This is a genomic window from Paraburkholderia sp. MPAMCS5 (assembly GCF_036016995.1).
Taxonomy (GTDB): Bacteria; Pseudomonadota; Gammaproteobacteria; order Burkholderiales; family Burkholderiaceae; genus Paraburkholderia.
The window spans coordinates 337,285-359,241 of record NZ_JAYXBK010000001.1 but is presented as its reverse complement, the minus strand read 5'-3'; the positions used below and the strand labels follow the sequence as shown (position 1 = coordinate 359,241).

Below are 21,957 nucleotides of genomic sequence, written 5' to 3'. Positions count from 1 at the left end.
CGCCGCCCGTTGCACGGACACTGCTTCGCGTACATCGAATATGTCGCCGCCCACGTCATGAAACGTTTTTTTCCATCTACTGCATTGCGTGTCTTTAGCGCCGCCGCCTTCGCTCTTGCGGCCGGCGCGCTGCCGCTCGCGAGTCACGCCGCCGCTCTGGACGCGCCGCTGACCTGCAACGAAAGCGGCCATCAGTTCATCGCCGATCTCGCCGGGCAGCAACTGATCGATCCGAAGCCCACGCGCGTTGAAAGCAATTCGATCAACGCCTTTTCTCCCGCGCAAGGCGCGGACTTGAGCGCGTACGGATTCCACGTCTTCGCGGTGGTCGGCTACGAGAAAGACGATCCCATGTTCCGTGTGGGAGACGGCGAGCCGGTCGCGCGCTCGGCCTATGGCGTGGTGGTGTTCGGCAGCGAATCGAAGGTGCGGGACGCAGTGACGACAGGCGGCGGAACGGCCATCGTGCACCGCGTGGCCCCGTTCATCACGGCGATTTTCTGCAAGCGCAGTTGAGGCGGCGCTTCATCGCCGTCCGACAGGCCCTGGATATAGCCGAACTTCGCGGCAACGGCGAGCCGTACGCGTGATGTTCAGCTAGGACGCCGGAATTCATTCTCGACCCACGCCGAAGCGCTTGCCTTGCTGAGCTTGAAATGCGGCGCGACCTGCACTTGCGCGATCTGTTCGCCGAATGCGTCGAGCGCGGTCAGCAGCGCGTAGGGTTCGTCTTCATCGGGCACGATGTCGAGCGTGATGTCGATTTCGTCCTGGCCGTCCGCGCCCGGCACGCGCACCGCCTTGTGAAGCTGCGCGCGCAACTGCTGTTCGTGACGGCGCAACACTTCAGACGCGGTTTTCACCAGAGTATTGAACGCCGCCGTGTCGAGCGGCTTGGGGTCTTTCTTATTGCGGCCCATCGTCCACGGGCCGACCAGCGCGGGCTCCGCTTCGCCGTCCTTGATCATGGCGACGGCCCAGCCTTCGTCGTCTTCGTTCTTGATCACGCGCGCGGTCCAGCCGTCGTCGCGCCACAGACGATCTTCGTGCAGCGTTTCCGACTCGCCGCCGTCTTGCTGGTCGTGCGTTGCGGGCGAGCCTTCCGTCGAGGGATCAGAAGCCGTGTCGGACGATGGAAGGGTCGGGTCGGTCATTACAGGTTCACTCACTTTCGCAGGACAAAAAACATATCGAGCCTGCGATTCTACCTGCGTCGTCCGCTGCGAACGTGGGCCTCTGACGAATGGACAAGTCGTCACGGGCATGTTGGGCGCGGGAAGGCTTCGTTTCAGTCGTGAAAAAAAACGCGGCCGTGAGGCCGCGTAAAAAATGAAAAAGGCACCCTCGTTAGAGGGCGAAACAATTGTAGGACGCGAAGGACGCCAGACAGAGGCCCATAACGGAACAATTGAATTGCGCGGAACGCAAGGAATCGAGCGATGCGGGTTTTTGTCGCGCTCGAGGTCACGCGCCCGCGTGTTCACCGCGAAGCGTGACGCCGCGCGTGCAGGGTAGGTATACTCGGGCGTCCGTTCTTCCCGCTGCAACTGCGACGAAACTTCGACGAAACTGCGTTGCAACTGCAACGCAACGGCAGCGCAACGGGAGGGCGGCTTCGTCGCGAAGCACGATCTTGCGTTGATGCTTACAACGGATCGCGTGTGTTTCGCCCGCGCCCCAAGTTCCCGCCCATGACCGGGGACGCCGACGACCTCACCATGAAACAGACATTCCTGCTGGCTCCTCTTGTTGCTGTCATTGCCACTCTCGCCGCTTGCGGTTCGTCCGGCGGGCCGTCCGCCCGCGATCCGTCGCAACCCATGATTTACGTGTCGTCACAGCGCGCGCCCGCGTATATCGCCAATTGCCTCGAAAGCCGCTTGTCACGCGTGCGCATGTCGCGCGTGGGCAGTGCGACGGAAATCGCCGTGGGCTCGGATTCGAACAACTCCTACTTCGTCACACTCACGCCGACGAACGCGGGGTCCATCATCAAGGTCATGCATCCCGCGAATGCGCCCGACGATCCGCCGGAACCGGAAATGCGCTTTAACATTGCGCGCTGCGCGACCTGATTCTGTCGGTTCTTCTATCTTTTCGCGCGGGCCTTCGCTGACGCTTCGCATGCCATGCCGGGACACGATTTTTATCGACGTCCCGGCTATTTTTTTGCGCGCTCATCTGCGAACATAGCCGCCCTTTGTTCTTCATGCGGCGCGCCGCGCCGTGATTATCGATGGCATCCAGCAAAGCACATCACGCAACCGGTTTCGCGGCCGGCGTCATCGCGGCGGCGGTGGTCGCGCATAGCATCGGCGCGTCGTATGCCGGCGTGCTCATGAGCTTCATGGCCGGTGTCGCGGGAAGCACGGCGCCGGACTGGCTCGAAGTCGCGTGGTGGTCGCGCGCGCGGCGCCTCTGGATCACGCACCGCACATTGACGCATTGGGGTATCGGCTGGATCGCGTTGCTCGCGGTGTCGTATCACCAGCTCGGGCACTCCATCTACGCCGCGCCGGCGTTCGGCTTCGCGTGCGGCGGACTGATGCATCTGCTCGCCGACTGGCCGAATCCTCTCGGCGTGCCGTGGATCGCCGCGCGGCATTCGCTGAGGCTGTGGAATAGCGGCCACTGCGATCTGATCGTGGTCGCCGCTTCGTGGGCCGCCGCCTGGTATGTCGGTCAGCGGCTCGGGCTGCCCGAGCTTCATCGCCTGGGAATATTGCAGCATGTGCGCTTGTGACGCGCATCGATGCGATACATCAGACGGGTCGCGTCAACGTACAGCGGCAGCGTAGTTCGCGGGCGTGACGCCAAGCAGGCGCACGAACGCCCTCGTCATATGACTCTGATCCGCGAAGCCCGCGGCGAGCGCCGCGTCGGCAAGCGATGTGCCGCGCGCAATGCACTGCCTCGCGAGCACGACGCGCCGCTGCATCCGGTACGCGTGCGGCGGTAGACCCGTTTCATGTGCAAAACCTCGCAGCAACTGAAAGCGGCTCATGCCGGCTTCGCTTGCCAGATCGGCGAGTGTGACCGGCGCGCAGGGATCGTCGTCGATGCGCGCTTTCGCACGGGCAATCTGACCCGATGTAGAACGCGAGGACACGACGTTCGCGCGGCTGGTGGCGTGAACGGAGAGCAGATGCGCGAGGAATTCGAGCAACGCGTGCTCGCGCACCAGTTCGTCTGGCACGCAAGGCGCTTCTACCGCCGCCGCGAATAATCGTTCGAAGAGAAGCTTGAGCAACGGGTCATGCAGCACGGGCCGCGTGAGTTCTATCTCGCGCGCCGCCGCGCCGCTCAATTCGCACGCCGCGCTCGCGAACAGCGACGGCTCGAAATACAGCATGCGCCATGCGCGGCCACGTTCGTCGAGCGGACGGCCGTCGTGCACTTCGCCGGGATTGACCGTGATGGCGTCGTTCGCGCGCGCCTCGACAGGGCCGCGTCCGCTCGCCGATTTTTGCCCGCCGCTGATCATCACGCCCACGCCGAAGCGGTCATGCGAATGACGCGCGAACGTGTGCGCGGTTGCGGCCACGGTGGCTTCGATGCCGGCAAGCGCGCAACGACGCATGTGGACGCGCGCGCGCATCAGCGCCGGCCTTCGTCGCTCCGCTCGCCTTCGCGCACCTTTCCTTGCGACACGCTGCTGCCGGGCGGCACGCTATGCGTGAGCCACACGTTGCCGCCGATCACCGAGCCGCGCCCAATGGTCACTCGTCCGAGGATTGTCGCGCCGGCGTAGATCACGACGTCGTCTTCGACAATAGGATGCCGCGCATTGCCCTTGATCAGCGTGCCGTCGATATCCGCGGCAAAGCTCTTTGCGCCGAGCGTCACGGCCTGATACACGCGCACATGTTCGCCGATGATCGCGGTCTCGCCGATCACCACGCCCGTGCCGTGGTCGATGAAAAAACTCGGTCCGATGGACGCGCCCGGATGAATGTCGATGCCCGTTGCCGAGTGCGCGATCTCGTTGATGAAACGTGCGAGCAACGGCACGCCGAGACGATGCAGCGCATGCGCGAGCCGGTGATGCGTCATGGCCCCGATGCCCGGATAACAGAGCAGAATTTCGGTGATGTGCTGCGCGGCGGGGTCGCCGGTGAACGCCGCCTGGATGTCGCTCACGAGCAGCGCGCGAATGCCGGGCAATTGCCTGCCGAATTCGCGCGCGACGTCGAATGCGCGTTCGCGCAGTTCCGCCTCCGGCGTTTGCGCGTGTTCGGGCAGGAAGCGCAGTGCGCGGCGAATCTGCTCCGCGAGCACGCGCAACGTGCTTTCGAGCGTGTGGCCGACGTAATAGTCGACGGTCTCGTCAGTCAGGTCGGGCGCGCCATAGTGCGTGGGAAAGAGCGCGGCGCGCAGGCCCGCCACGATCTCGACCACCGCTTCGCGCGAAGGCAATTCGCGAATGCCGAGCGGATGGCGCGTGCGATGCAGTTCTTCACGCGACGCACGCAGCTCCGCGACGATCTGTTCAAGGCCCCAGTTCTGGGAAGGCACGTTTGGCATAGAAGGACAGCGCCGCGCGGGGAGCACGGTTTCGAGTGATTGTCCCGAGAGATTACCGCGTTTTGCCGCCGCTCGCGCAGCGTGGCGCGAACGCGCATGGCGCGCTCAGACAGTCACGCTGCTCGCGTCGATCCAGCGCACAGCCCAGTCGCGGGCATGCGCGATGGCGGCGGCCTCGTCGGGAAAGCACAGGTCGTTGGGAAAAAAACGGTTGGCGACCAGTTCGCCGTCGCTCGACCGCGAAATGACCACGTACGGTTGCCAACTGCCGTCGCCGGCGCGCGCCGGTGCGCAATTCAGCAAATAGCCGCGATGTGTGAATGCAGCATCGAAGTGCATATGTCACCCGCCCTGACGGCCCCCGTAGAATGTTTTGAGTCAGCGCGCGTATCGCACCGTCTGGCGAGAAAGAGCGCTAAGCCAACTGGCTTAACTACGCTTAACCACGCTTGAACCACGCTTCGCTCGTGGGAGTATGATCATACTCTGTAGAAAATCCGCGTTCATTAAAAAAAACGAAAGATGCGCGGACGCAATCGCCTTCGGAAAGGAACGGACCTTGCTGTGTCTTACGTGACCTCTTGAAAGGAGAATGCATATGAACAGCGAAATCGACAAGGCGGCAAACGCGGGCAAGGTGATGAGCACGAGCGGCCCGCGCACCGCCGAACTGCACAACGACCGCACGCACGACAGCACGGTCGACACCGACGGCAAGAACCTGGAGGCCGCGCGCATTGCGGGTCATAGCCCGATCTCGCCCGACGAAATCACCACCAGCAATGCAACGCTCACCAACAGCGTGCCGGAAGCGCTCGACGGCATGGCGGGTTTCGACAGCCGCGTCGGCGGCAATCATCTGCTGCTTGCGCTCGAACCGGGCTATGCGGTGATCGATAAAGGCATGATCGAACCACAGGCGATGCATTCAACCGATCATCTGTTTGATTATTCGCGCGCTGGCGAAAATCGTCATATGCGCGGCCGCGTTCATTACGCTCTTAATCATTTGCGGCCCACGCGCGTGATCGAAATACATCGAGTGAAATAATCGCCCGATTTGCACAGGCGTTTGAATGATGGCGTCAGAGCCGGGTGGTCGTGGGATTCAAGGCGCGCACCGTTTATTTAACGATGCGCGTTTTTTATCGGTTCGCGCCGATTGGAAACTGTCGGTTGCAAGACCCGCTCGCCGCCGACGCTTGTTGCCCGTGCCCGACGCGGCGCACAATCGGCGGCACATCAAACTCAACGGAGCAGCAGATGAAAAAGATCGTCGTGATCGGCGCCACGGGCACGCTTGGCCAGGCAGTGAGCGCGGAACTGAAGGCCCGCCATGAAGTCATCGAAGTGGGCGCGACGCGCGGCCAGTATCAGGTGGACAGCACCGATCCGGCGAGCGTCGAGCGGCTCTTTCGCGACATCGGCAAAGTGGACGGCGTCGTCACCACGATCGGCAAAGTGCATTTCGGTCCGCTGCCGCAAACGAGCATCGAACAGTTCTGGGTCGGGTTGCGCGACAAGCTGATGGGACAGATCAACGTGGTGTTCGCCGGTCAGAACTACATGAACGACGGCGGCTCGTTCACGCTGACGAGCGGCATCATCGGCGACGAACCGATTCGCGAAGGCGCGAACGCAACGACCGTCAATCTCGCGCTCGAAGGTTTCGTGCGCGGCGCCGCGATCGAGTTGCCTCGCGGCATGCGCATCAACCTCGTGAGTCCGACTGTGCTCAGCGAATCGATGGACGCTTATGCGCCCTACTTCCGCGGCTTCGAGCCGGTCACGGCGCAACGCGCCGCGCAAGCCTATTTGCGCAGCGTGGAAGGCGCGCAGACGGGCCGCGTGTATCGCGTCGGCTATTGATCCTTCGTTCGCGGACAACGCGTCGCGCGGCTCAGTGCTTCTGCTCTTTCACGCGCGACACGATCTGCGTCGGACTCACGAATTGCAGCGCGATCAACACCCAGATCAGCGTGATGGCCATGTAGATCATCGCCATCGCGTCGATCGATTGCGGCGCTCGCACGCCGGTTGAAAACACGGCGTAGTAGAGCGCGACGACGAGCGTCTGCGTCGCGGGTCCAGCCGTGAAAAACGTCAGTTCGAACATGCCGATGGTGCGCACCAGCACGAGAAGCGCGGCCGCCAGCATGCCGGGCACGAGCAGCGGCAGCAGCACATAGCGGAAATAGCGGAATGTGTTGGCGCCGAAAATGCGCGCCGCCGATTCGAGATTCGGATCGATCTGTTCGATGAACGGCGTCATCACGAGTATCACGAACGGCAATGCGGGCACGAGGTTCGCGAGTATCACGCCGCTCAACGTGCCGGCGAGACCGACCTTGTACATGACGGTCGCCATCGGAATGCCGTACGTGACAGGCGGCACCATCAGCGGCAACAGGAAAATCAGCATGGCGATGCGCTTGCCGCGAAACTGCACGCGCGCGAGCGCATACGCCGCGGGCACGCCGAGCAGCACCGACAGCAGCACGACCGCGCCGACCACTTCGACCGTGACCCACAACACGCTCGCCAGCTGAAAGTCGCTCCACGCCTGCGCATACCAGTGCAGCGTGAAGCCCTGCGGCAGCAAGGTGCCGAACCAGCGCGTCGCGATGGAATTCACCGCCACGGTCGCGATCAGCAACACGACATTGGCGAGGAAAAACACCATCGCGCCCCACACGAGCACGCGCCATACGCGGCCCGGCACGCTCGCGCGCTGCTTCGCGCGCTTGCCGGGCTGACGCTCGTCGTCCTGCGGATTCGATGCGGACGCGGACCACGAAGGCGTCGCGCCGCGATGCTCGCTCGTCATCAGCCTTTGCCTCCCGTGGCTGGGCCGCTATAGAAGAAACGGCGCGCGCCGAGCATGGCCGCGACCACCAGCAGTTGCACGAAGCCCATTACCATCGCGATCGCCGAGGCAAGCGAATAATCGTAACTTTCGAATGCGGCCTCGGCGGCGGCAATCGACATCACGCGAGTCGGACCTGCGGGCGCGCCGAGCAGCACCGCCGATGGAAACACCGAAAACGCCTGCACGAACGAGAGACACGCGGCCATCGTCAAACCCGGCACGAGCAGCGGGAGATAGATGCGCAGAAACTGCTGCCACGGACTCGCGCCGAGCGTCGCGGCGGCGCTCGCGAGCGTGGGGTCGATGCCACTCACGTACGACAGCGTCAGCAGAAAAGCGAACGGAAAGCCGGACACGATCAGCGAGATCAGCACGCCCCAGAAATTATGCGTGAGCCGCACTTCGTCCGCATAGAGATGCAAGCCGTGCAGCGCCTGCGGAAACCAGCCGTTCGGTCCGAAGTAGGTGAGCATGCCGTCGGCGATCAGCACGGTGCCGAGCGTGACGGGAATCACGAGCAGCGTGGTCACGAACTTTTGATAACGCGAATGCCGGCGCAACGCGAAGGCAACCGGCACCGACACGCCCACGTTGATCAGCGTGGCGGGCACCGCGAGCTTCAGCGTGACGAGGATCGTCGGCCACATCGACGTGTCGGTGAAGAACGTCAGATAGTTGGCCCACATGCTGCCGCCGTTCATCGGATGGAACGACAACGCGAGACCGTACGCGAACGGATAGATGAACAACGCGACAATGAAGAGCAGCGCCGGCGTGACGAGCCAGGCCTTGCCGTCGCGCGGCGCGGCAGGCGCGGTGGGCGGCAGCGGTGCGGACGGCAGCGGCGTGCTCATGCCGCCTCTCCGTCATAAACGAGCGTGCGCGATGGCGGCACGCGCAAGCTGATGCGCTGGCCCTCTTCGAATTCGCCGGCGATGCGCGCCCACAGATCGCCGAACGCCGTCTTCACGCGCAAGAGCGAACTGTTGCCGCCATATTCGACCACCGTGACGAGCGCGTCGAACGCGTTTTCCGCGCCTGGCGCGGCGCGCTCCATGTCTTCCGGGCGCAGCGCGACGCTCACGCGTTTGCCGTTGAAGGCGGCCATGGGCGTGCCGCTCAGACGCACGCCGTCGGCGCTGACGAGCACGCCTTCGCCTTGCATGCCTTCGAGCGTGAACTCCGCGACGTTGCGATAGCCCATGAAGCGCGCGACATGCAGATTCCGCGGCCGCGTATAGACTTCTTTCGGCGTCGCAACCTGCTGCACGACGCCCTCTCTCATCACGACGATGCGATCGGCCATCGAAAGCGCTTCGTCCTGATCGTGCGTCACGTACAGCGTCGCGCGTTCGAGCTGGCTATGAATGCGGCGGATTTCAGCGCGCATCTCGATGCGCAGTTTGGTGTCGAGGTTCGACAGCGGCTCGTCCATGAGAATGAGCGGCGGCTCGATCACAATGGCGCGCGCAATCGCCACGCGCTGCTGCTGGCCGCCCGACAGTTGTCCTGGCAGCTTGCGCTCATGACCGACCAGTTGCACGAGTTGCAACGCCTCGCGCGCGCGCCGCGTGATTTCGCTTTTGCCGACGCCGCGCATCCTGAGTCCGAAGCCGACGTTGTCGAGCACGCTCATATGCGGAAACAGCGCGTAGTTCTGAAACACCATGCCGAAGCCGCGCTTTTCCGGCGGCAACACGTCGATGCGTTTGTCGTCGAGCCAGATGCCGCCGCCACTCAACGGTTGCAATCCGGCGATGCAATTCAGCGCGGTCGATTTGCCACAACCCGACGGCCCGAGCAACGCGATGAATTCGCCGCGCCGGATGTTCAGATCGAGCCCTTGCAGCGCCGCGATCGACTGGCCTTCGGCATTCGTGAAACTGCGGCTCACCGAATCGAGCCGCAACTGTTCAAAGTGATGCTTCATGGCGGTTCCCTGATGCGCGCGACGCAGACGCGTCACGCGCGAATCGCGCTGGCATGAATGGGCACGCGGCTATCCGGAAGGCTACTTGGTCTTCTGCGCGCCCACTTCCGTGTCCCATTTCCTGAACGCGGCGACCATGGCCGTTGCATTGAGCGGCAGCACGTGCGGGCGATCAGCGAGCAGCTTCGCGTATTCGGGCCGTCCGTATTTCTTCAGAACCTCCTGACTATGCGCGGGCGCCTCGGCTTCCGTCACGCCCTTGATCGCCGGGCCGGGATAGAAGTAACCGTCGTCGTAAGTCATGGCCTGCTGCGCGGGTTCGAGCATGAAGTTCATCAGCTTGTACAGCACGTCGAGCTTTTCCTTCGGCACGCCCTTCGGAATCACCATGTAGTGCGCGTCGTTCACCCACGTCATGTTGTCGAAGGCCTGCACGCGAAAGTCCGCCGGCACGATGCCGAGCGCGCGCGGATTGATGTCCCAGCCCGTCACCGTGACGGTCATGTCGCGCGTGCCCTCGCCGAGTTCCTTCATCACCGCCGACGTGCCGCCCGGATAGTACGGAATGCACTCGTTCAACTGCTTCAGGAAGGCCCACGTCTTGTCCCAACCGTTGATCGGGTCTTGCGGATTCTTGTCGCCGAGCACATAGGGCAAGCCCATCAGAAACGTTCGGCCCGGTCCCGAGTTCGCGGGCCGCGCGTAGATCAGCTTGTCCGGATGCGCCTTGCACCATTGCAGCAGCTGCTCGGGCGTCTTCGGCGGATCGCTGACTTTCGCGGGGTTGTATTCGATAAGCGGACCGGCCGGCATATACGCGACTTCGAGACCGAAGCCTTGCGCGAGGTCCTGCATCTTGCGCGGGCCCGGCGCGTACTTGTCGAGCACGCCGGGGAACTGCGCCGCGTTGTCCGGCAGCAGCTTCGTCCACAGGTTCTGTTCGATGCCGGCCGCGAGCGCGTCGGTGCCGGTCAGCACGAGGTCGATGTCCGAGCGGCCCGCCGCCTGCATCGCCTTGATCTTGCCGGGCAATTGCGGCGCGGGCGCGTTCGTGAAAGTGATATTGGCGACGAGATTCGGATACTTCGCCTTGAACGCCTCGAAGCCTTTTTGCGTGAGTTGGAGATCGCCGGCGACGTCGACGATATTGAGTGTGACCGGACCAGCCGCGTATGCGGCGGACCCGAATGCGGCGCTCGCCGCGAAACATACCGACACCAGCCTGAGCGACAACCTGCGTGAAACGGTCATTGTGTCTCCTCGCTTCTTGGTATGAAGTCCGCCGGACAAATGCCCTGGGCGTCTCTTTCTACCATCGCAACATAGCGAAGCCGAACAGCCGATGTCAAGCAAATACTCTCGCCCGCGCTTTCATCCAGTATGTGGGGATTTTGGCCCGAAGACCTTTGTGCTCAAGCATTTGGCGCACTTGTATACGAGGGCAAACCCCGAGCCGCGAGTTGTGTATGACCGCTTTGTGAAGGTTTGTCAGGCAACTGTGCTGGCTGCATCCGCCGCCGAAGTCCAGGATCAGCCGCCGCGCGCGCCCTGCGTATTCACGTACAGCGAATAAAGGCCATGGCTCGCCGCCATGAAGAGGCGATTGCGATGACGTCCGCCGAAACACACATTCGCGCAGCGCTCCGGCAATGCAATGTGACCGATCGGCTCGCCTTGCGGCGTGAAGACCCGCACGCCGTCGAGTTCGTCGGTGCCCATGCCCCAACCGCACCACAGGTTGCCGTGGATGTCGATGCGAAAACCGTCCGGCGTGCCCGGCCCCGCGTCGATCAGCACGCGGTTGTTCGAGAGCGATGCGCCGTCGGCGGCAACGTCGAAAGCGCGAATCTTGCGCGGCTCGGCACGCGATTCGACGATATACAGCACCGACTCGTCCGGCGAAAAGGCGAGGCCGTTCGGCCCCAGGACGTCGTCGGCGACCACGCTCACTTCGCCCGTCTGGCCGTCGACGCGGTACACGCACGCCGGCAGTTCCGAGTCCTGCCGCTCGCCTTCATAGAAACTGTCGATGCCGAACGTCGGGTCGCTGAACCAGATCGAGCCGTCCGATTTGACGACCACGTCGTTCGGCGAATTGAAGCGCTTGCCGCGATAACGGTCGGCCAGCACGGTAATCGCGCCGTCGTATTCGGTGCGCGTGACGCGGCGCGTGAGGTGCTCGCAACTGACGAGGCGCCCTTGCCCGTCGCGCGTATGTCCGTTCGCGTTGTTCGACGACTGGCGGAAGGTGCTCACCGCGCCGCTCGCTTCGTCCCAGCGCAAGATGCGGTCATTGGGGATGTCGCTCCACAGCAGATAGCGGCCGTCGCCGAACCAGACCGGCCCCTCGGACCAGCGCGCGCCTTGATACAGACACTCGACCGACGCCGACGCCAGAATCAACGGCTTGAAGCGCGGATCGAACACGCGCACGGAAGGATCGGGATAGCGTCGGCTGTTGTCGGTCATGCTGTCTCTGTGTTGATTGCGTGGCTTAGGTGGCTGACGTGGATGGCTTGTCCGATCCGCCTGCGCGCTCATATTCGCTTTCGAGCGCCAGCAGCGCGCGCGCCGCATCGGCGATCTTCGCATGATGCTCGGGCGGCGTCGAACTGAGCAGCGGCAGAATCGGCCCCATGTCGGCGATCCCCGAGAACGTGACGGCGTCGTGCAGCACGCGAATCAGCGAGATGTCGTCGCGCAGTGTTTCGAGCGGCATGAAGGCGTCGTACAGGCGCCGCGCGGCTCCGCTGTCCGAGGATTTCGCGGCATTGAGCAACGCCGTGACCATTCGAGGCGCGATGCAGCCCGAGCCCGTTGTCCAGGCCGCGAGGCCGAACTCGCGGACGTGCGTGAGCGCGGGGCGCTCGCCCATGCCGGACACGATCTTGGCCGCCGGCACGTGTTGCAGCAGGCGGCGCAAATACGGATCGTCGGCGGGATTTTCGCGGACGATCGCATATTTCACCGCGAGCAGCGTGCCTTGCTCGACAAGACGCGCGAGCGTGCCCACGTCCACATAGTCTTCGCTCTTGATGTACAGCGTGAGCGGAACACCGGCCACGTCGACCATGCGCGTGAGCCCCGCTTCGACACCCTCGGACGTGGTGAAGCCGGCCAGCGGCAACACCATCGCCGTGCGGTAGCGGGTTTGCGCGAGGATGCGCGCCTGGTCGAGCATTTTTCCGTAGTCCGGTCCGATGGCGGGAATCACGCGCGTGTCGGCGCTCGCGGTGTCGGCCAGCATGTCCAGCAGGTCGCGATATTCGCTAACGGCCGTGTGATACAGGTTGGCGTTGCCGCCGTAGAGCAGCGTGCGCACGCCGCCCGCTTCGATGTGGCGAATGAGCGCGGCGTTCTGGGCGGCGTCGAGTGAGTAGTCGGCGCGACGCGCGAGCGGCGGCACCGCCATGACCGAAGCAGCGAGTTCGCTGTCCTTGAAGGGGGATTCGTTCATCGCGCGGGCACCGGAAAGAAGAATGGGTGCCCACAGTAGCATCGAGGCCGAAAAGTTGTCAAACAACTTTGAGCCACAGATGGCGCGCGAAAGTGTCGTCATCACACCGGAAAAGCGCCGACGCGATACGACGCTTCTTGTATGACAATGCACGCAGTAAAACGCGTTCGAGGGGGGATTACCGCGCTAATTAATCGCGCAAACAGTTAAAGGGCGGCATGCATTTTATTTTTGCCGATAGCCAATGAAATTTCATTGGCCTGCATAAACTGGGCGCTTCGGCTTTGAAAAATAATTTTTGGTGATAAATTGTGCGGATTAAGGCGGTCATGAATTAAACCCCACGCAAATAACCACGCGGAATATTTGCGAGTTTGAGAGAGTGGAACTTGTCGCTACATTTTATCGAGCAGATGGCCCCGCTACACGACGCCGCCGACGAAGCGCAATGGTTCGACACCATCGCCGGGCTCGCCCAAAGCTGGGGCTTCGACCGGCTGCTGGTCGCCATGCTTCCGCGCCCCACCATGCGTCTGGAAGACGCGTACGTCCGCAGCACGTATGCGCCCGCGTGGCGCCGCACCTACGACGAGCAGGGTCTCGTGCACATCGATCCGACCGTCGCGCATTGCGCGACCCGCTCCTCGCCGCTCGTCTGGTCGCCGGAAATTTTCACGACCGCGCCGCAGCAGTCCATGTACGAGGAAGCCCGCGCGCATGGCTTGCGCGCGGGCGTGACATTGCCGATTCACGGACCGAATCAGGAAGCCGGCATGATGTGCTTCGTGAACGACGCCAATCCGACCGACACCTTCTGGCGTCATATCGACGTGGTTTTGCCCAACCTGGTGTTATTGCGCGATCTGGTGATCGACACCAGTCAGCGTCATTTGAATACGCACGCGCAGAGCTTATTGCCGAAGCTGACGCCACGCGAACGCGAATGCCTTCAATGGACCGCGCGCGGCAAATCCACGTGGGAAATCTCCCATATCCTGAACTGTTCGGAAGCCGTGGTGAACTTCCACATGAAGAACATCAGGACGAAACTCGGCGTGAATTCGCGGCGCGCGGCAGCCGTGATTGCGACCCAGCTTGGGCTTATTGACCCGGGTTGAGCAACGCGGTCGCGTCGCGGCTGTACAGCACGCGCTCGGCGCGGCCGAGGTCGGCGTCGGACACGGTTTTGGTGAAATACAGGCCCAGCAGAATGGAGACCGGCGCCGGGATTTCCGCGCCGGATTCGAACCGGCTGCCGCGCGACTGCGTGACGCCAAAGCGAGCCCAGAAGCGCCGCTGGCTCTCTTTCTTCTTCTTGCGATAGGCGATGATCAGAACGCGGTCCACGGCCGGAGACTGCTCCGCCGGACGCGCCTGAAGGCCGGGTTGCGCTTGCCAATGATTGTTGAGAAGTTCCATTTTCGTGTCCCGTCGGTTGAGTGCTTTCCTGTCTCAAATTCTGCGATATCCGATCCGCATGCACACCTATCCAGGTAGATAGGTGGCGGAACGATTCAGAATGCATAAGTTTTCCTGCGTAACTGGCTTCCCCAACACGTTCAGGAGAACGTCATGCAAACAGCGATCCGGATTGGAATGCGTCAAGAATTCGACAACGAGGACATCAACGAGATGTACCGCCTGCGGGCCCGCGTGTTTCACGGCCGGCTGGGATGGGATATTCCGACCATAGCGGGCATGGAGATCGACGGCTACGATGCGCTCGGACCGCATTACATGCTGATCCAGGGCGGCGACCAGCGCGTGCGCGGCTGCTGGCGTCTGATGCCGACCGAAGGGCCGAACATGCTGAAGGACACGTTCCCGCAACTGCTGCACGGGGCGGCCGCGCCGGTCGGGCGACATATCTGGGAACTGAGCCGTTTCGCCATCGACACGAGCGGCGAAGAGAAATCGTTCGGCTTTGCCGATCTGACGATGCAGGCGATCCACGAACTCGTGACGTTCGCGGACCGGATGGGCATCACGCGCTACGTGACGGTGACCACGACGCCGATCGAGCGGCTGCTGCGCAAGACCGGCATTGACATCAGCCGGCTCGGCTCGCCGCTGCAGATCGGCGTGGAACGCGCGGTGGCGCTGGATATCGCGGTGAGTCCGAAGACGCGCACCGCCTTGTTCGGGCCGATTGCGGCGGCTGCCTAGCTTCGTGGCCGTGGAGCGCGATGTCGGCCATTCCGGTCACGGCGGCTCAAGCGCGGCCTCAGGAACCAAACATCCGTTCGAGCGCATTTTCCAGATGCGCTCGCATGGCCTGTCCCGCCGCCTGCGGGTCCTTGCGGCGAATCGCGTCGAGCACCGCTTTGTGTTCGGCCTGCACGAGCCGCTGCCGCGCCACGGTTTTGACGAGCGAGAGATTGCGCGACAGATTCATGCTGAACAGTATCTGTTCCTCGATAAACGACATCACCGTAATGAAAAACGGGTTCTTCGACGCGCGCGCCACGGCGAGATGAAACAGGAAGTCGTCGTACGCGCCAATGCCGCGCGTTTCGATGATGCGCTCCAGTTGATCCCATGCGTGTTCGATCGCGGCGATGTCGTCTGCGTCTGCTTTGAGCGCCGCATGCTCGGCCGCGCCCGCTTCGGTGACGATGCGAAATTCATAGCAGCGGCGAATGTCGGACAACGTTTCGAGCGGCGCGAAACGCCGCACGTCCGGATCGGGCCGCCGCGCGACCGTCGTGCCGGAGCCATGGCGCGTCATGATGATGCCGTCGGCGCGCAGCCGCGCCAATGCCTCGCGCACCGTGGGCCGCGACGTGGAAAAGCGGTCGGCGAGCGCATGCTCGGTAGGCAGCCGCTCACCTTCCTTGTACTCGCCTTCCAGGATGCGATTCAGGATGTCGCCGTAAATCTTGTCGGGCAAGCCCGTTGTTTTGCGCTCGTTCATCGGCGGCCGGATGCAGCTTGTCAGAGGTGATTCCGATTGTAAGGCAAACCCGAACCGCAGCGACCCGCGCTTTTGGCTTCTCCGGCAACGCAAAAGACAAACGGCGCGCGGCCGGCAGCGCCCTTCTGGTGCAAACCGGCCTAGTGTCAAAATTTGTGAAGACCTTGATTAACATCCTGTCGGAGCGTGAATTTCCGAACGATGATTGAATCTCACAACCTGACATGGAGTCGATTATGTACACACGCATTCTCGTAGCGGTGGACGGCAGCCGGACGTCGCGTCGCGCCTTCGAGGCGGCGCTTGCGCTGGCCAGATTGCACGGCGCGGTTTTGCAGCCGCTCTATGTCGTCGAAAGCATGCCGATGTATTTCGAAGCGCCGGGCTACGACCCTTCGGTGCTGCGCAACGGGCTGCTCGAACAGGGCAAGGAACTCGGCCTGGCATTCGCGCGCGACATGGCTGCGCAAGGCGTGAAGGGAGAGGTTGTCGTGAGCGAGGCGGCGGGGCTCGACGATGTATCGACCGCGGTCCTGAAGGCCGCCGCCGATTTCAATGCGGATCTGCTCGTCATGGGCACGCATGGCCGGCGCGGATTTCAACGCCTGATTCTCGGCAGCGTGGCCGAGCGCTGCGTGCGTCAGGCGCGCCTGCCTGTGCTGCTGATCCCGTCGGCGGCGGGGCAATCGTCCGCCGACGAGGAAGCCGAGACCTGACGCGCGCGATCCGCGCTAGCCCGGCCCGCCGCGTTGCAACGCCCGATGCGTGACATGGTCTTCGAGCAGGCGACGCATCGTGGCCAGCAACACCGCGCCATCCACGGGCTTGCGCAAAAATCCGTCGAAGCTGACGAAGGCGGGCGGACTCGGCTCTCCCGACACGAGTATGAAAGCGACGTCGGCGAGACCGGGCAGCGTGCGCAAGCGGTGACACAGCTCGCTGCCCGACATGGTCGGCATACGCCAGTCGGCGACCACGACATCGACCGGCGAATCCATGAATTTGGCGAGCGCCGACTTGCCGTCCAGCGCCGTTTTGACTTCGTAGCCTTCGGCCGCGCACACGGCGCTCCACGCGTCGAGCGCTTCTGCATCGTCATCTACAAGCAGTACGGTTGCCATATGCAATTGTCCTGGCGCTTTAACAACCCGCTTCGCAACGCGCATGCCCACACGACGGCTCGCATTCACCGATAGACAGATGCGCGGCGAGTAACAGGCGAAGCGATGAACGGCGAACTTCGCCCGCTTGAGTTAACAATAGCAACTCGACGGCAACGTGGCGCAGAACTGCTTGACGCCGCAACGTCAGGCGCGAGCCAAGGCAGCCGCGACCAGGCGTTGCTGTTCTTCGCGATGTATCCGTAGCGACGAATGCGCGCCCGACGGACTCTCGCGCCGGCATACATCGGCAATGCGGCAGTTCGCCGGCACCGCCGCGCCGATTTCGTCGCGCACGAAATGCCACGCGCCGTGTTTCTTTTCCTCTTCCTGCGCCCACACCACGTCCGCGAGATTCGGATACGCGGCAAGCGCAATCGCCAACTCGCTCGTCGGGAACGGATACAACTGTTCGATGCGGATGAGCGCGATGTGCGTGTCGCCGGAAGCCTCGCGCGCCGCCTGCAAGTCGTAGAAGAACTTGCCGCTGCATAGCACGACGCGCGTGACATCTTCAGGCGACCACACGCTGCTGTCTTGCAACACCGGCGCAAACGCGCCGCCGATCAGTTCGCCGAGCGCCGAATGCGAGCGTGCGTTGCCGTACAACTGCCCCTTCGGCGACATGACGACGAGCGGCTTCGCATCCGGATTCAAGGCCTGCTCGCGCAGCATGTGAAACCACTGCGACGACGTCGACGGCATCGCGACCTTCATGTTTTCGCCCGCGCACAGTTGCAGGAAGCGGCTCAGATACCCGCTCGAATGCTCCGGGCCGACACCTTCGTGACCGTGCGGCAGCAGCATCGCCAAACCGGACCGCTGACCCCACTTGTACTCGCCCGCCGCCACGTATTGATCGACGATGACCTGCGCGCCGTTCACGAAGTCGCCGAACTGCGCTTCCCAGAGCGTCAGGCGCGAGTTCGACTGCACGCTGTAGCCGTATTCGAAGCCCAGCACGGCTTCTTCCGTCAGCGGCGAGTTGACGATGTCGAATTCGCCTTGATGCACGCCGAGGTTTTGCAGCGGCACATAAGGCTCGACCGCGCCCGATGTCTCGCCTTGCGAGTGCCACACCGCGTGCCGGTGCATGAACGTGCCGCGCCCCACGTCCATGCCGGAGAGCCGCACGTTATGCCCGTCATCGAGCAGACTTGCGTAGGCGAGATTTTCGGCGAAGCACCAGTCGACGAGTGCGGCTTCGTTCGCAACGCTCTTCGCCCACTTCGCCGTGACGTTGCGCACGAAATCGTGCAGCTTCAGCGTGGGTGGCGTGCGAGTCAGCGCCGCGCCCAACGACTGCATGCGCGCAAGCGATAGCGGGCGCGTGTGTTTCGCCGCATGTTTCGCCGCAGTCTCACGCGGTGAAGACAACGTTTGCGTCGAATGCGATTGAAGTTTCTTCAATGCCTCCGCGCGCAATTCGGCGAGCGGCGTTTCTTCATTGATGGCCGCGTGATACAGCTCCGTGACGGTCGGATGCGGGGCGATCGCCGCTTGCTGAAACGGCTGCGTGAGCGTGGGAATGTCGTGCTCCGAATGACCGAGACGCCGATAGCCGATCAGATCGATCACGACATCAGCCTCATGCTCCATGCGGTATTGCAACGCGAGCCGGGCGGCGCGAACGACTTCGTCGGGACGATCGGCATTCACGCGAATCACGGGCGCATCGATCATGCGTGCGATGTCGGTGCAATACGAATTTGCTTCGGTATCCATACGGTTCGGCGTCGTGAAGCCAATCTGGTTGTTCACGATCACGTGCACCGTGCCGCCCAGTGCGTAGCCGTCCTTGCGCGTCAGGTTCAGCGTTTCCATCACGATGCCCTGGCCTGCGAAGGCCGCATCGCCATGCACCATGACCGGCAGACAGTCAAAGCCGCGATGTTCGTCCCGATAGGCACGCGCCATTCCGCTCACCACCGGATACACGCTTTGAAGATGCGAAGGATTGTGCGCGAGCAAGATCGCGACGTCGCCGTCGGGCGTCTGCCTGACCGTGCGGCCGCCAAGGTGATAAGGCAGATCGCGCTGCACGGCCGCGAGATCGGAATCGGGATCGAGGCAATCGACCAGTTTCGCCGGATCGAAATCCATCACGTTGACGAGCACATTCAGGCGCCCGCGATGCGGCATTCCCGCGAATACCTGTTGCACGCCATGCGCCGCGGCGTGATCGACAATCGACTCGATGAGCGGCACGAGGCTCTCGCAACCTTCGAGCGAGAACCGCTTCGCATGTTCGAAACATGCAGCAACATGACGCTCCCACATTTCGGCGGCAATCAGACGGCGCAATAGATGACGGCGCCGATCGCGTGCCGGCAACGGTGCGAGCTGTTCCGACTTGAGCCACGCCGACAGACGCGCGCGGCGCAGCGGGTCGCGAATGCCGGTCAGATCGAGACCGATCGCGCCGCAATAGGCGCGCCTCAGTTGCCGTTCGAGTTCATGCACGGCAGCCGAAGGCGGCAGAAGCGGGTTCTCGGCGCCGATCGGCTGTGCCGGATCGAGCCCATGAAACACGGGGTCCAGTTCCGGCACCTCGGGGGCGGGCGTGAGGCGCAGCGGATCGAGCGACGCCTGACGGTGGCCATGCTGACGGAACGCGTCAATGAAGCGCCGGACCTGCAACGCCCGCGCGACGGGCGACACATCCCCCGGCGGCTCGATAACGGCACTGGCCGGCGTGCGTGAAAGTACAACCGATTCGGAAGAGACGTGTGACATGTTGGATAACGTGCGGAAGATATCGTTAGTTGGATCTCGCTGTCCGCACGCGATGCTCGGGGCGCAGCCCCTCGACGGCAACACGACGGTTGCCGCGATCTTCGGCAGACAGCGAAACGGGAAGGAGCGCAATACGATGAAGGCGTAGAGCCGCGCTCCGTCTTCTGTTTTTATCGAGCCGCTCCGGGCGAGCGGCTCGTGTCTCCGTTCCTTGTCTGCCTCGACTTCTACTGCGGTGACATGCGCGCGTCGAGCCACGCGCCGGGGTCGTTCATGTCGTTCGCGCGATGCGCGTCTGCCTGCGCATGTGCATGCGCCGCGCGTGGATGAGTCGGCGTGCCGTCGTCGAGCTTGAACGTGCTGACCGTCGCGGTGAGCTGCTGCGCCTGGTCCTGCAGCGCCTGCGCGGCCGCCGCGCTTTGCTCGACGAGCGCCGCGTTTTCCTGCGTCACCTTGTCCATCTGCGTGATGGCGTGGTTGATCTGCTCGATGCCTTCGCTTTGTTCCTTGCTGGACGAGCTGATCTCCGCCACGATCTCCGTCACGTGGCGAATGCGCTGCACGACCTCGCCGATGATCTGTCCTGCTTCCTCGACCATCTTGCCGCCGGTGCCGACCTGATCCACGGAATCGGCAATCAACGCCTTGATCTCTTTCGCGGCCACCGCGCTGCGTTGCGCGAGCCCGCGCACTTCGCTCGCCACGACCGCGAAACCACGGCCGTGTTCGCCGGCGCGCGCGGCTTCCACCGCCGCGTTGAGCGCGAGAATGTTGGTCTGGAAGGCAATGCCGTCGATCACGCCGATGATCTCGACGATCCGCTGCGACGAGTCGTTGATCGCGCTCATCGTGCTGACCACCTGATTCACCGCATTGCCGCCCTTCACCGCCACGTCCGACGCGGTCGACGCAAGCTGATTGGCCTCGCGCGCGTTGTCGGCGTTCTGCTTGACCGTGGAGGTCAACTGCTCCATTGCCGCCGCGGTTTCTTCGAGCGAACTCGCCTGATGCTCGGTGCGGCTCGACAGATCCAAATTGCCGCTCGCCACTTCGCGCGTCGCCTGGCTAATCGTGTCCGTGCCCTGGCGCACTTGCGCCACGATGCCGTGCAGATTGCCCGTCATGCGTTCGAGCGCGGTCAACAGGCGGCCGACTTCGTCGGTCGTTTCGGCCTGAAGATGATGCGTGAGATCGCCGGCCGCGACCGCTTCAGCGAGACTTACCGCGCGGTTGATCGGCCGCGTGATGGTGCGCGTGATGAAGACGCCCGTGGCGATCGCGATCAGCGCCGCGACCAGCGCGATCAGGATCATCTGGATTTTCGCGCTATGCGCTTCGGCGACGGCATCGGCGACGTCGTGCGCCATACGTTCCGCCTGCACGTCGACCATCTTGTCGACGAGCATGTAATAGGCGTCCTGCAGCCGCGCCATATCGCCCTGATAGACATCGCGCGCTTCTTGCTGCTGGTTCTTGCTGATCAGATCGAAGAAGCTCTTCACGCTCACGCCGTAAGCCGAACGCGCGTCGAATTGCTGCTTGAAGAGCGCTTTGGTCTGATCGCTCGTCAGGTGCTTCTGGAGTTCGCCGTACGCTTGCGCGTTGGCCTTACGGATGGCCGCGTAGTCATCCATGTATTGCCTGGCCCTATCCGGCGACGTGGTCAGCAACAGATTGCTGAGAATGCCGCTCGCCTTGTAGCCGTTGCTCTTGATCTGATTGCTGAGCGCGATCAGCGAATAGCGATTGCTGACGATCTCGTCCATCTTCGTATTCGTGGACTCGATGTGTGCAATGCCGACCGCGGCCGTGCCGACCAGCAGCGCGACCATCAGCGCGAAGGCGGCGCCAAGGCGGACCCCGATTCTGAAATTCGAAATTTTCATGTGTCTAGTTCCTCACCCAACCGCTCGATAAAAGTTGTCGCGAAAATGCTCCGGCGTGCGCCGATGCGGGTGCCTGAACTCGCGCCCGTTTCGCATCGCCGTCCTTTTCCTCAGACAATATGACGACACGATTTGACAAACCTTGATAGCTGCCGGGCGAGGAAAGTGAAAAATTCGCCAAACGTTTGCGTCAGCGTGGGAAAAGCGGCGGCGGCGGGCAAGGATGAGTAAGGCGTATGCCTTCTGAAACAATCGGATCGGACGATTCGCAAGGATTTTGCGCAATCTGACGTGGCTCAAATGGGCTGATCGCCTGCGCGCGTCATTTTGCCGCGAAAGCGGGGACAGAGCCGGTGGGACAATTGGGCATTACCCCTGACATTGGCTCAGACATGTTGACTCCTACCGTTGTTGCCGTCGCCGATTCCGCTGTAGCCACCGCATCCGTCGCCGGTTCGCCGCCCGTGCGAAGCAAGCGCCG

General features: G+C 62.9%; 24 protein-coding genes. 9 read left to right on the top strand and 15 right to left on the bottom strand.

The window, feature by feature from the left end:
• Positions 1–57: 57 nt before the first annotated feature.
• Positions 58–516, top strand: coding sequence for a hypothetical protein (locus VOM14_RS01655; RefSeq protein WP_327626917.1), 459 nt, complete (start codon positions 58–60; stop codon positions 514–516).
• 77 nt (positions 517–593) lie between these two features.
• Here VOM14_RS01655 and VOM14_RS01650 read toward each other — a convergent pair whose 3' ends face one another.
• Entirely contained in the window at positions 594–1,154 is a 561-nt protein-coding gene (locus tag VOM14_RS01650; protein ID WP_327626916.1) for a hypothetical protein, read from the bottom strand.
• A gap of 564 nt (positions 1,155–1,718) precedes the next feature.
• Between VOM14_RS01650 and VOM14_RS01645 the strand changes: the two genes are divergently transcribed.
• Positions 1,719–2,075, top strand: a complete 357-nt coding sequence (locus tag VOM14_RS01645) for a sugar ABC transporter ATPase (protein ID WP_327626915.1) — start codon at positions 1,719–1,721, stop codon at positions 2,073–2,075.
• 161 nt (positions 2,076–2,236) lie between these two features.
• A complete protein-coding gene (locus VOM14_RS01640; RefSeq protein ID WP_327626914.1) occupies positions 2,237–2,743 on the top strand; it encodes a metal-dependent hydrolase in 507 nt (168 codons plus the stop codon).
• A 33-nt stretch (positions 2,744–2,776) separates the two neighbouring features.
• Here VOM14_RS01640 and VOM14_RS01635 read toward each other — a convergent pair whose 3' ends face one another.
• The 3 genes from VOM14_RS01635 to VOM14_RS01625 all read right to left on the bottom strand — a co-directional run bounded on the left by VOM14_RS01635 (position 2,777) and on the right by VOM14_RS01625 (position 4,863).
• On the bottom strand, positions 2,777–3,598 hold the full coding sequence (locus tag VOM14_RS01635; protein ID WP_327626913.1) for an AraC family transcriptional regulator: 822 nt from the start codon (positions 3,596–3,598) through the stop codon (positions 2,777–2,779).
• Complete coding sequence (gene epsC / locus VOM14_RS01630) at positions 3,598–4,524, bottom strand: serine O-acetyltransferase EpsC (RefSeq protein ID WP_327626912.1); 927 nt, start codon at positions 4,522–4,524, stop codon at positions 3,598–3,600. The genes VOM14_RS01635 and epsC overlap by 1 nt, the downstream gene beginning before the upstream one ends.
• 105 nt (positions 4,525–4,629) lie before the next feature.
• The gene (locus VOM14_RS01625; RefSeq protein WP_327626911.1) at positions 4,630–4,863 is read right to left on the bottom strand and encodes a hypothetical protein; all 234 of its coding nucleotides are present in this window, start codon (positions 4,861–4,863) and stop codon (positions 4,630–4,632) included.
• 259 nt (positions 4,864–5,122) lie between these two features.
• Here VOM14_RS01625 and VOM14_RS01620 point away from each other — a divergent pair, with 259 nt between their 5' ends.
• Positions 5,123–5,575, top strand: a complete 453-nt coding sequence (locus VOM14_RS01620) for a DUF3005 domain-containing protein (RefSeq protein WP_327626910.1) — start codon at positions 5,123–5,125, stop codon at positions 5,573–5,575.
• A gap of 212 nt (positions 5,576–5,787) precedes the next feature.
• On the top strand, positions 5,788–6,393 hold the full coding sequence (locus tag VOM14_RS01615) for a short chain dehydrogenase (protein ID WP_327626909.1): 606 nt from the start codon (positions 5,788–5,790) through the stop codon (positions 6,391–6,393).
• Between the two features lie 31 nt (positions 6,394–6,424).
• Here the strand turns inward: VOM14_RS01615 and VOM14_RS01610 are convergent, their stop codons facing one another.
• The 6 genes from VOM14_RS01610 to VOM14_RS01585 all read right to left on the bottom strand — a co-directional run bounded on the left by VOM14_RS01610 (position 6,425) and on the right by VOM14_RS01585 (position 12,780).
• Entirely contained in the window at positions 6,425–7,351 is a 927-nt protein-coding gene (locus VOM14_RS01610) for an ABC transporter permease (protein ID WP_327626908.1), read from the bottom strand.
• Positions 7,351–8,247 carry an ABC transporter permease gene (locus VOM14_RS01605; protein WP_327626907.1) on the bottom strand — a complete coding sequence of 299 codons (897 nt, stop codon included), beginning with the start codon at positions 8,245–8,247 and terminating at the stop codon, positions 7,351–7,353. The genes VOM14_RS01610 and VOM14_RS01605 overlap by 1 nt, the downstream gene beginning before the upstream one ends.
• Positions 8,244–9,323 (bottom strand): ABC transporter ATP-binding protein, encoded by a 1,080-nt coding sequence (locus VOM14_RS01600; protein WP_327626906.1) that lies wholly within the window; start codon positions 9,321–9,323, stop codon positions 8,244–8,246. The genes VOM14_RS01605 and VOM14_RS01600 overlap by 4 nt, the downstream gene beginning before the upstream one ends.
• An 81-nt stretch (positions 9,324–9,404) precedes the next feature.
• On the bottom strand, positions 9,405–10,574 hold the full coding sequence (locus tag VOM14_RS01595) for an ABC transporter substrate-binding protein (RefSeq protein WP_327626905.1): 1,170 nt from the start codon (positions 10,572–10,574) through the stop codon (positions 9,405–9,407).
• Between the two features lie 279 nt (positions 10,575–10,853).
• The gene (locus VOM14_RS01590) at positions 10,854–11,792 is read right to left on the bottom strand and encodes an SMP-30/gluconolactonase/LRE family protein (protein WP_327626904.1); all 939 of its coding nucleotides are present in this window, start codon (positions 11,790–11,792) and stop codon (positions 10,854–10,856) included.
• 25 nt (positions 11,793–11,817) lie between these two features.
• The gene (locus tag VOM14_RS01585) at positions 11,818–12,780 is read right to left on the bottom strand and encodes a dihydrodipicolinate synthase family protein (RefSeq protein WP_327626903.1); all 963 of its coding nucleotides are present in this window, start codon (positions 12,778–12,780) and stop codon (positions 11,818–11,820) included.
• Positions 12,781–13,193: 413 nt separating this feature from the next.
• On the opposite strand from VOM14_RS01585, the gene VOM14_RS01580 reads away from it, so the two are divergent.
• A complete protein-coding gene (locus VOM14_RS01580) occupies positions 13,194–13,898 on the top strand; it encodes a helix-turn-helix transcriptional regulator (RefSeq protein WP_327627401.1) in 705 nt (234 codons plus the stop codon).
• Here VOM14_RS01580 and VOM14_RS01575 read toward each other — a convergent pair.
• Positions 13,882–14,199 carry an XRE family transcriptional regulator gene (locus VOM14_RS01575; RefSeq protein ID WP_327626902.1) on the bottom strand — a complete coding sequence of 106 codons (318 nt, stop codon included), beginning with the start codon at positions 14,197–14,199 and terminating at the stop codon, positions 13,882–13,884. The genes VOM14_RS01580 and VOM14_RS01575 overlap by 17 nt on opposite strands.
• Positions 14,200–14,352: 153 nt before the next feature.
• On the opposite strand from VOM14_RS01575, the gene VOM14_RS01570 reads away from it, so the two are divergent.
• A complete protein-coding gene (locus VOM14_RS01570) occupies positions 14,353–14,946 on the top strand; it encodes an acyl-homoserine-lactone synthase (protein ID WP_327626901.1) in 594 nt (197 codons plus the stop codon).
• 58 nt (positions 14,947–15,004) lie between these two features.
• Here the strand turns inward: VOM14_RS01570 and VOM14_RS01565 are convergent, their stop codons facing one another.
• Positions 15,005–15,694 carry a FadR/GntR family transcriptional regulator gene (locus VOM14_RS01565; RefSeq protein WP_327626900.1) on the bottom strand — a complete coding sequence of 230 codons (690 nt, stop codon included), beginning with the start codon at positions 15,692–15,694 and terminating at the stop codon, positions 15,005–15,007.
• Between the two features lie 17 nt (positions 15,695–15,711).
• Here VOM14_RS01565 and VOM14_RS01560 point away from each other — a divergent pair, with 17 nt between their 5' ends.
• On the top strand, positions 15,712–15,903 hold the full coding sequence (locus tag VOM14_RS01560; RefSeq protein WP_327626899.1) for a hypothetical protein: 192 nt from the start codon (positions 15,712–15,714) through the stop codon (positions 15,901–15,903).
• Between the two features lie 27 nt (positions 15,904–15,930).
• Complete coding sequence (locus VOM14_RS01555) at positions 15,931–16,410, top strand: universal stress protein (protein ID WP_327626898.1); 480 nt, start codon at positions 15,931–15,933, stop codon at positions 16,408–16,410.
• Between the two features lie 15 nt (positions 16,411–16,425).
• Here the strand turns inward: VOM14_RS01555 and VOM14_RS01550 are convergent, their stop codons facing one another.
• The 3 genes from VOM14_RS01550 to VOM14_RS01540 form a co-directional block, all read right to left on the bottom strand.
• The gene (locus VOM14_RS01550; protein WP_327626897.1) at positions 16,426–16,815 is read right to left on the bottom strand and encodes a response regulator; all 390 of its coding nucleotides are present in this window, start codon (positions 16,813–16,815) and stop codon (positions 16,426–16,428) included.
• Between the two features lie 186 nt (positions 16,816–17,001).
• Entirely contained in the window at positions 17,002–19,590 is a 2,589-nt protein-coding gene (locus VOM14_RS01545; RefSeq protein WP_327626896.1) for a 2-oxoglutarate dehydrogenase E1 component, read from the bottom strand.
• A 227-nt stretch (positions 19,591–19,817) separates the two neighbouring features.
• Positions 19,818–21,476 carry a methyl-accepting chemotaxis protein gene (locus tag VOM14_RS01540; RefSeq protein ID WP_327626895.1) on the bottom strand — a complete coding sequence of 553 codons (1,659 nt, stop codon included), beginning with the start codon at positions 21,474–21,476 and terminating at the stop codon, positions 19,818–19,820.
• Positions 21,477–21,957 lie beyond the last annotated feature (481 nt).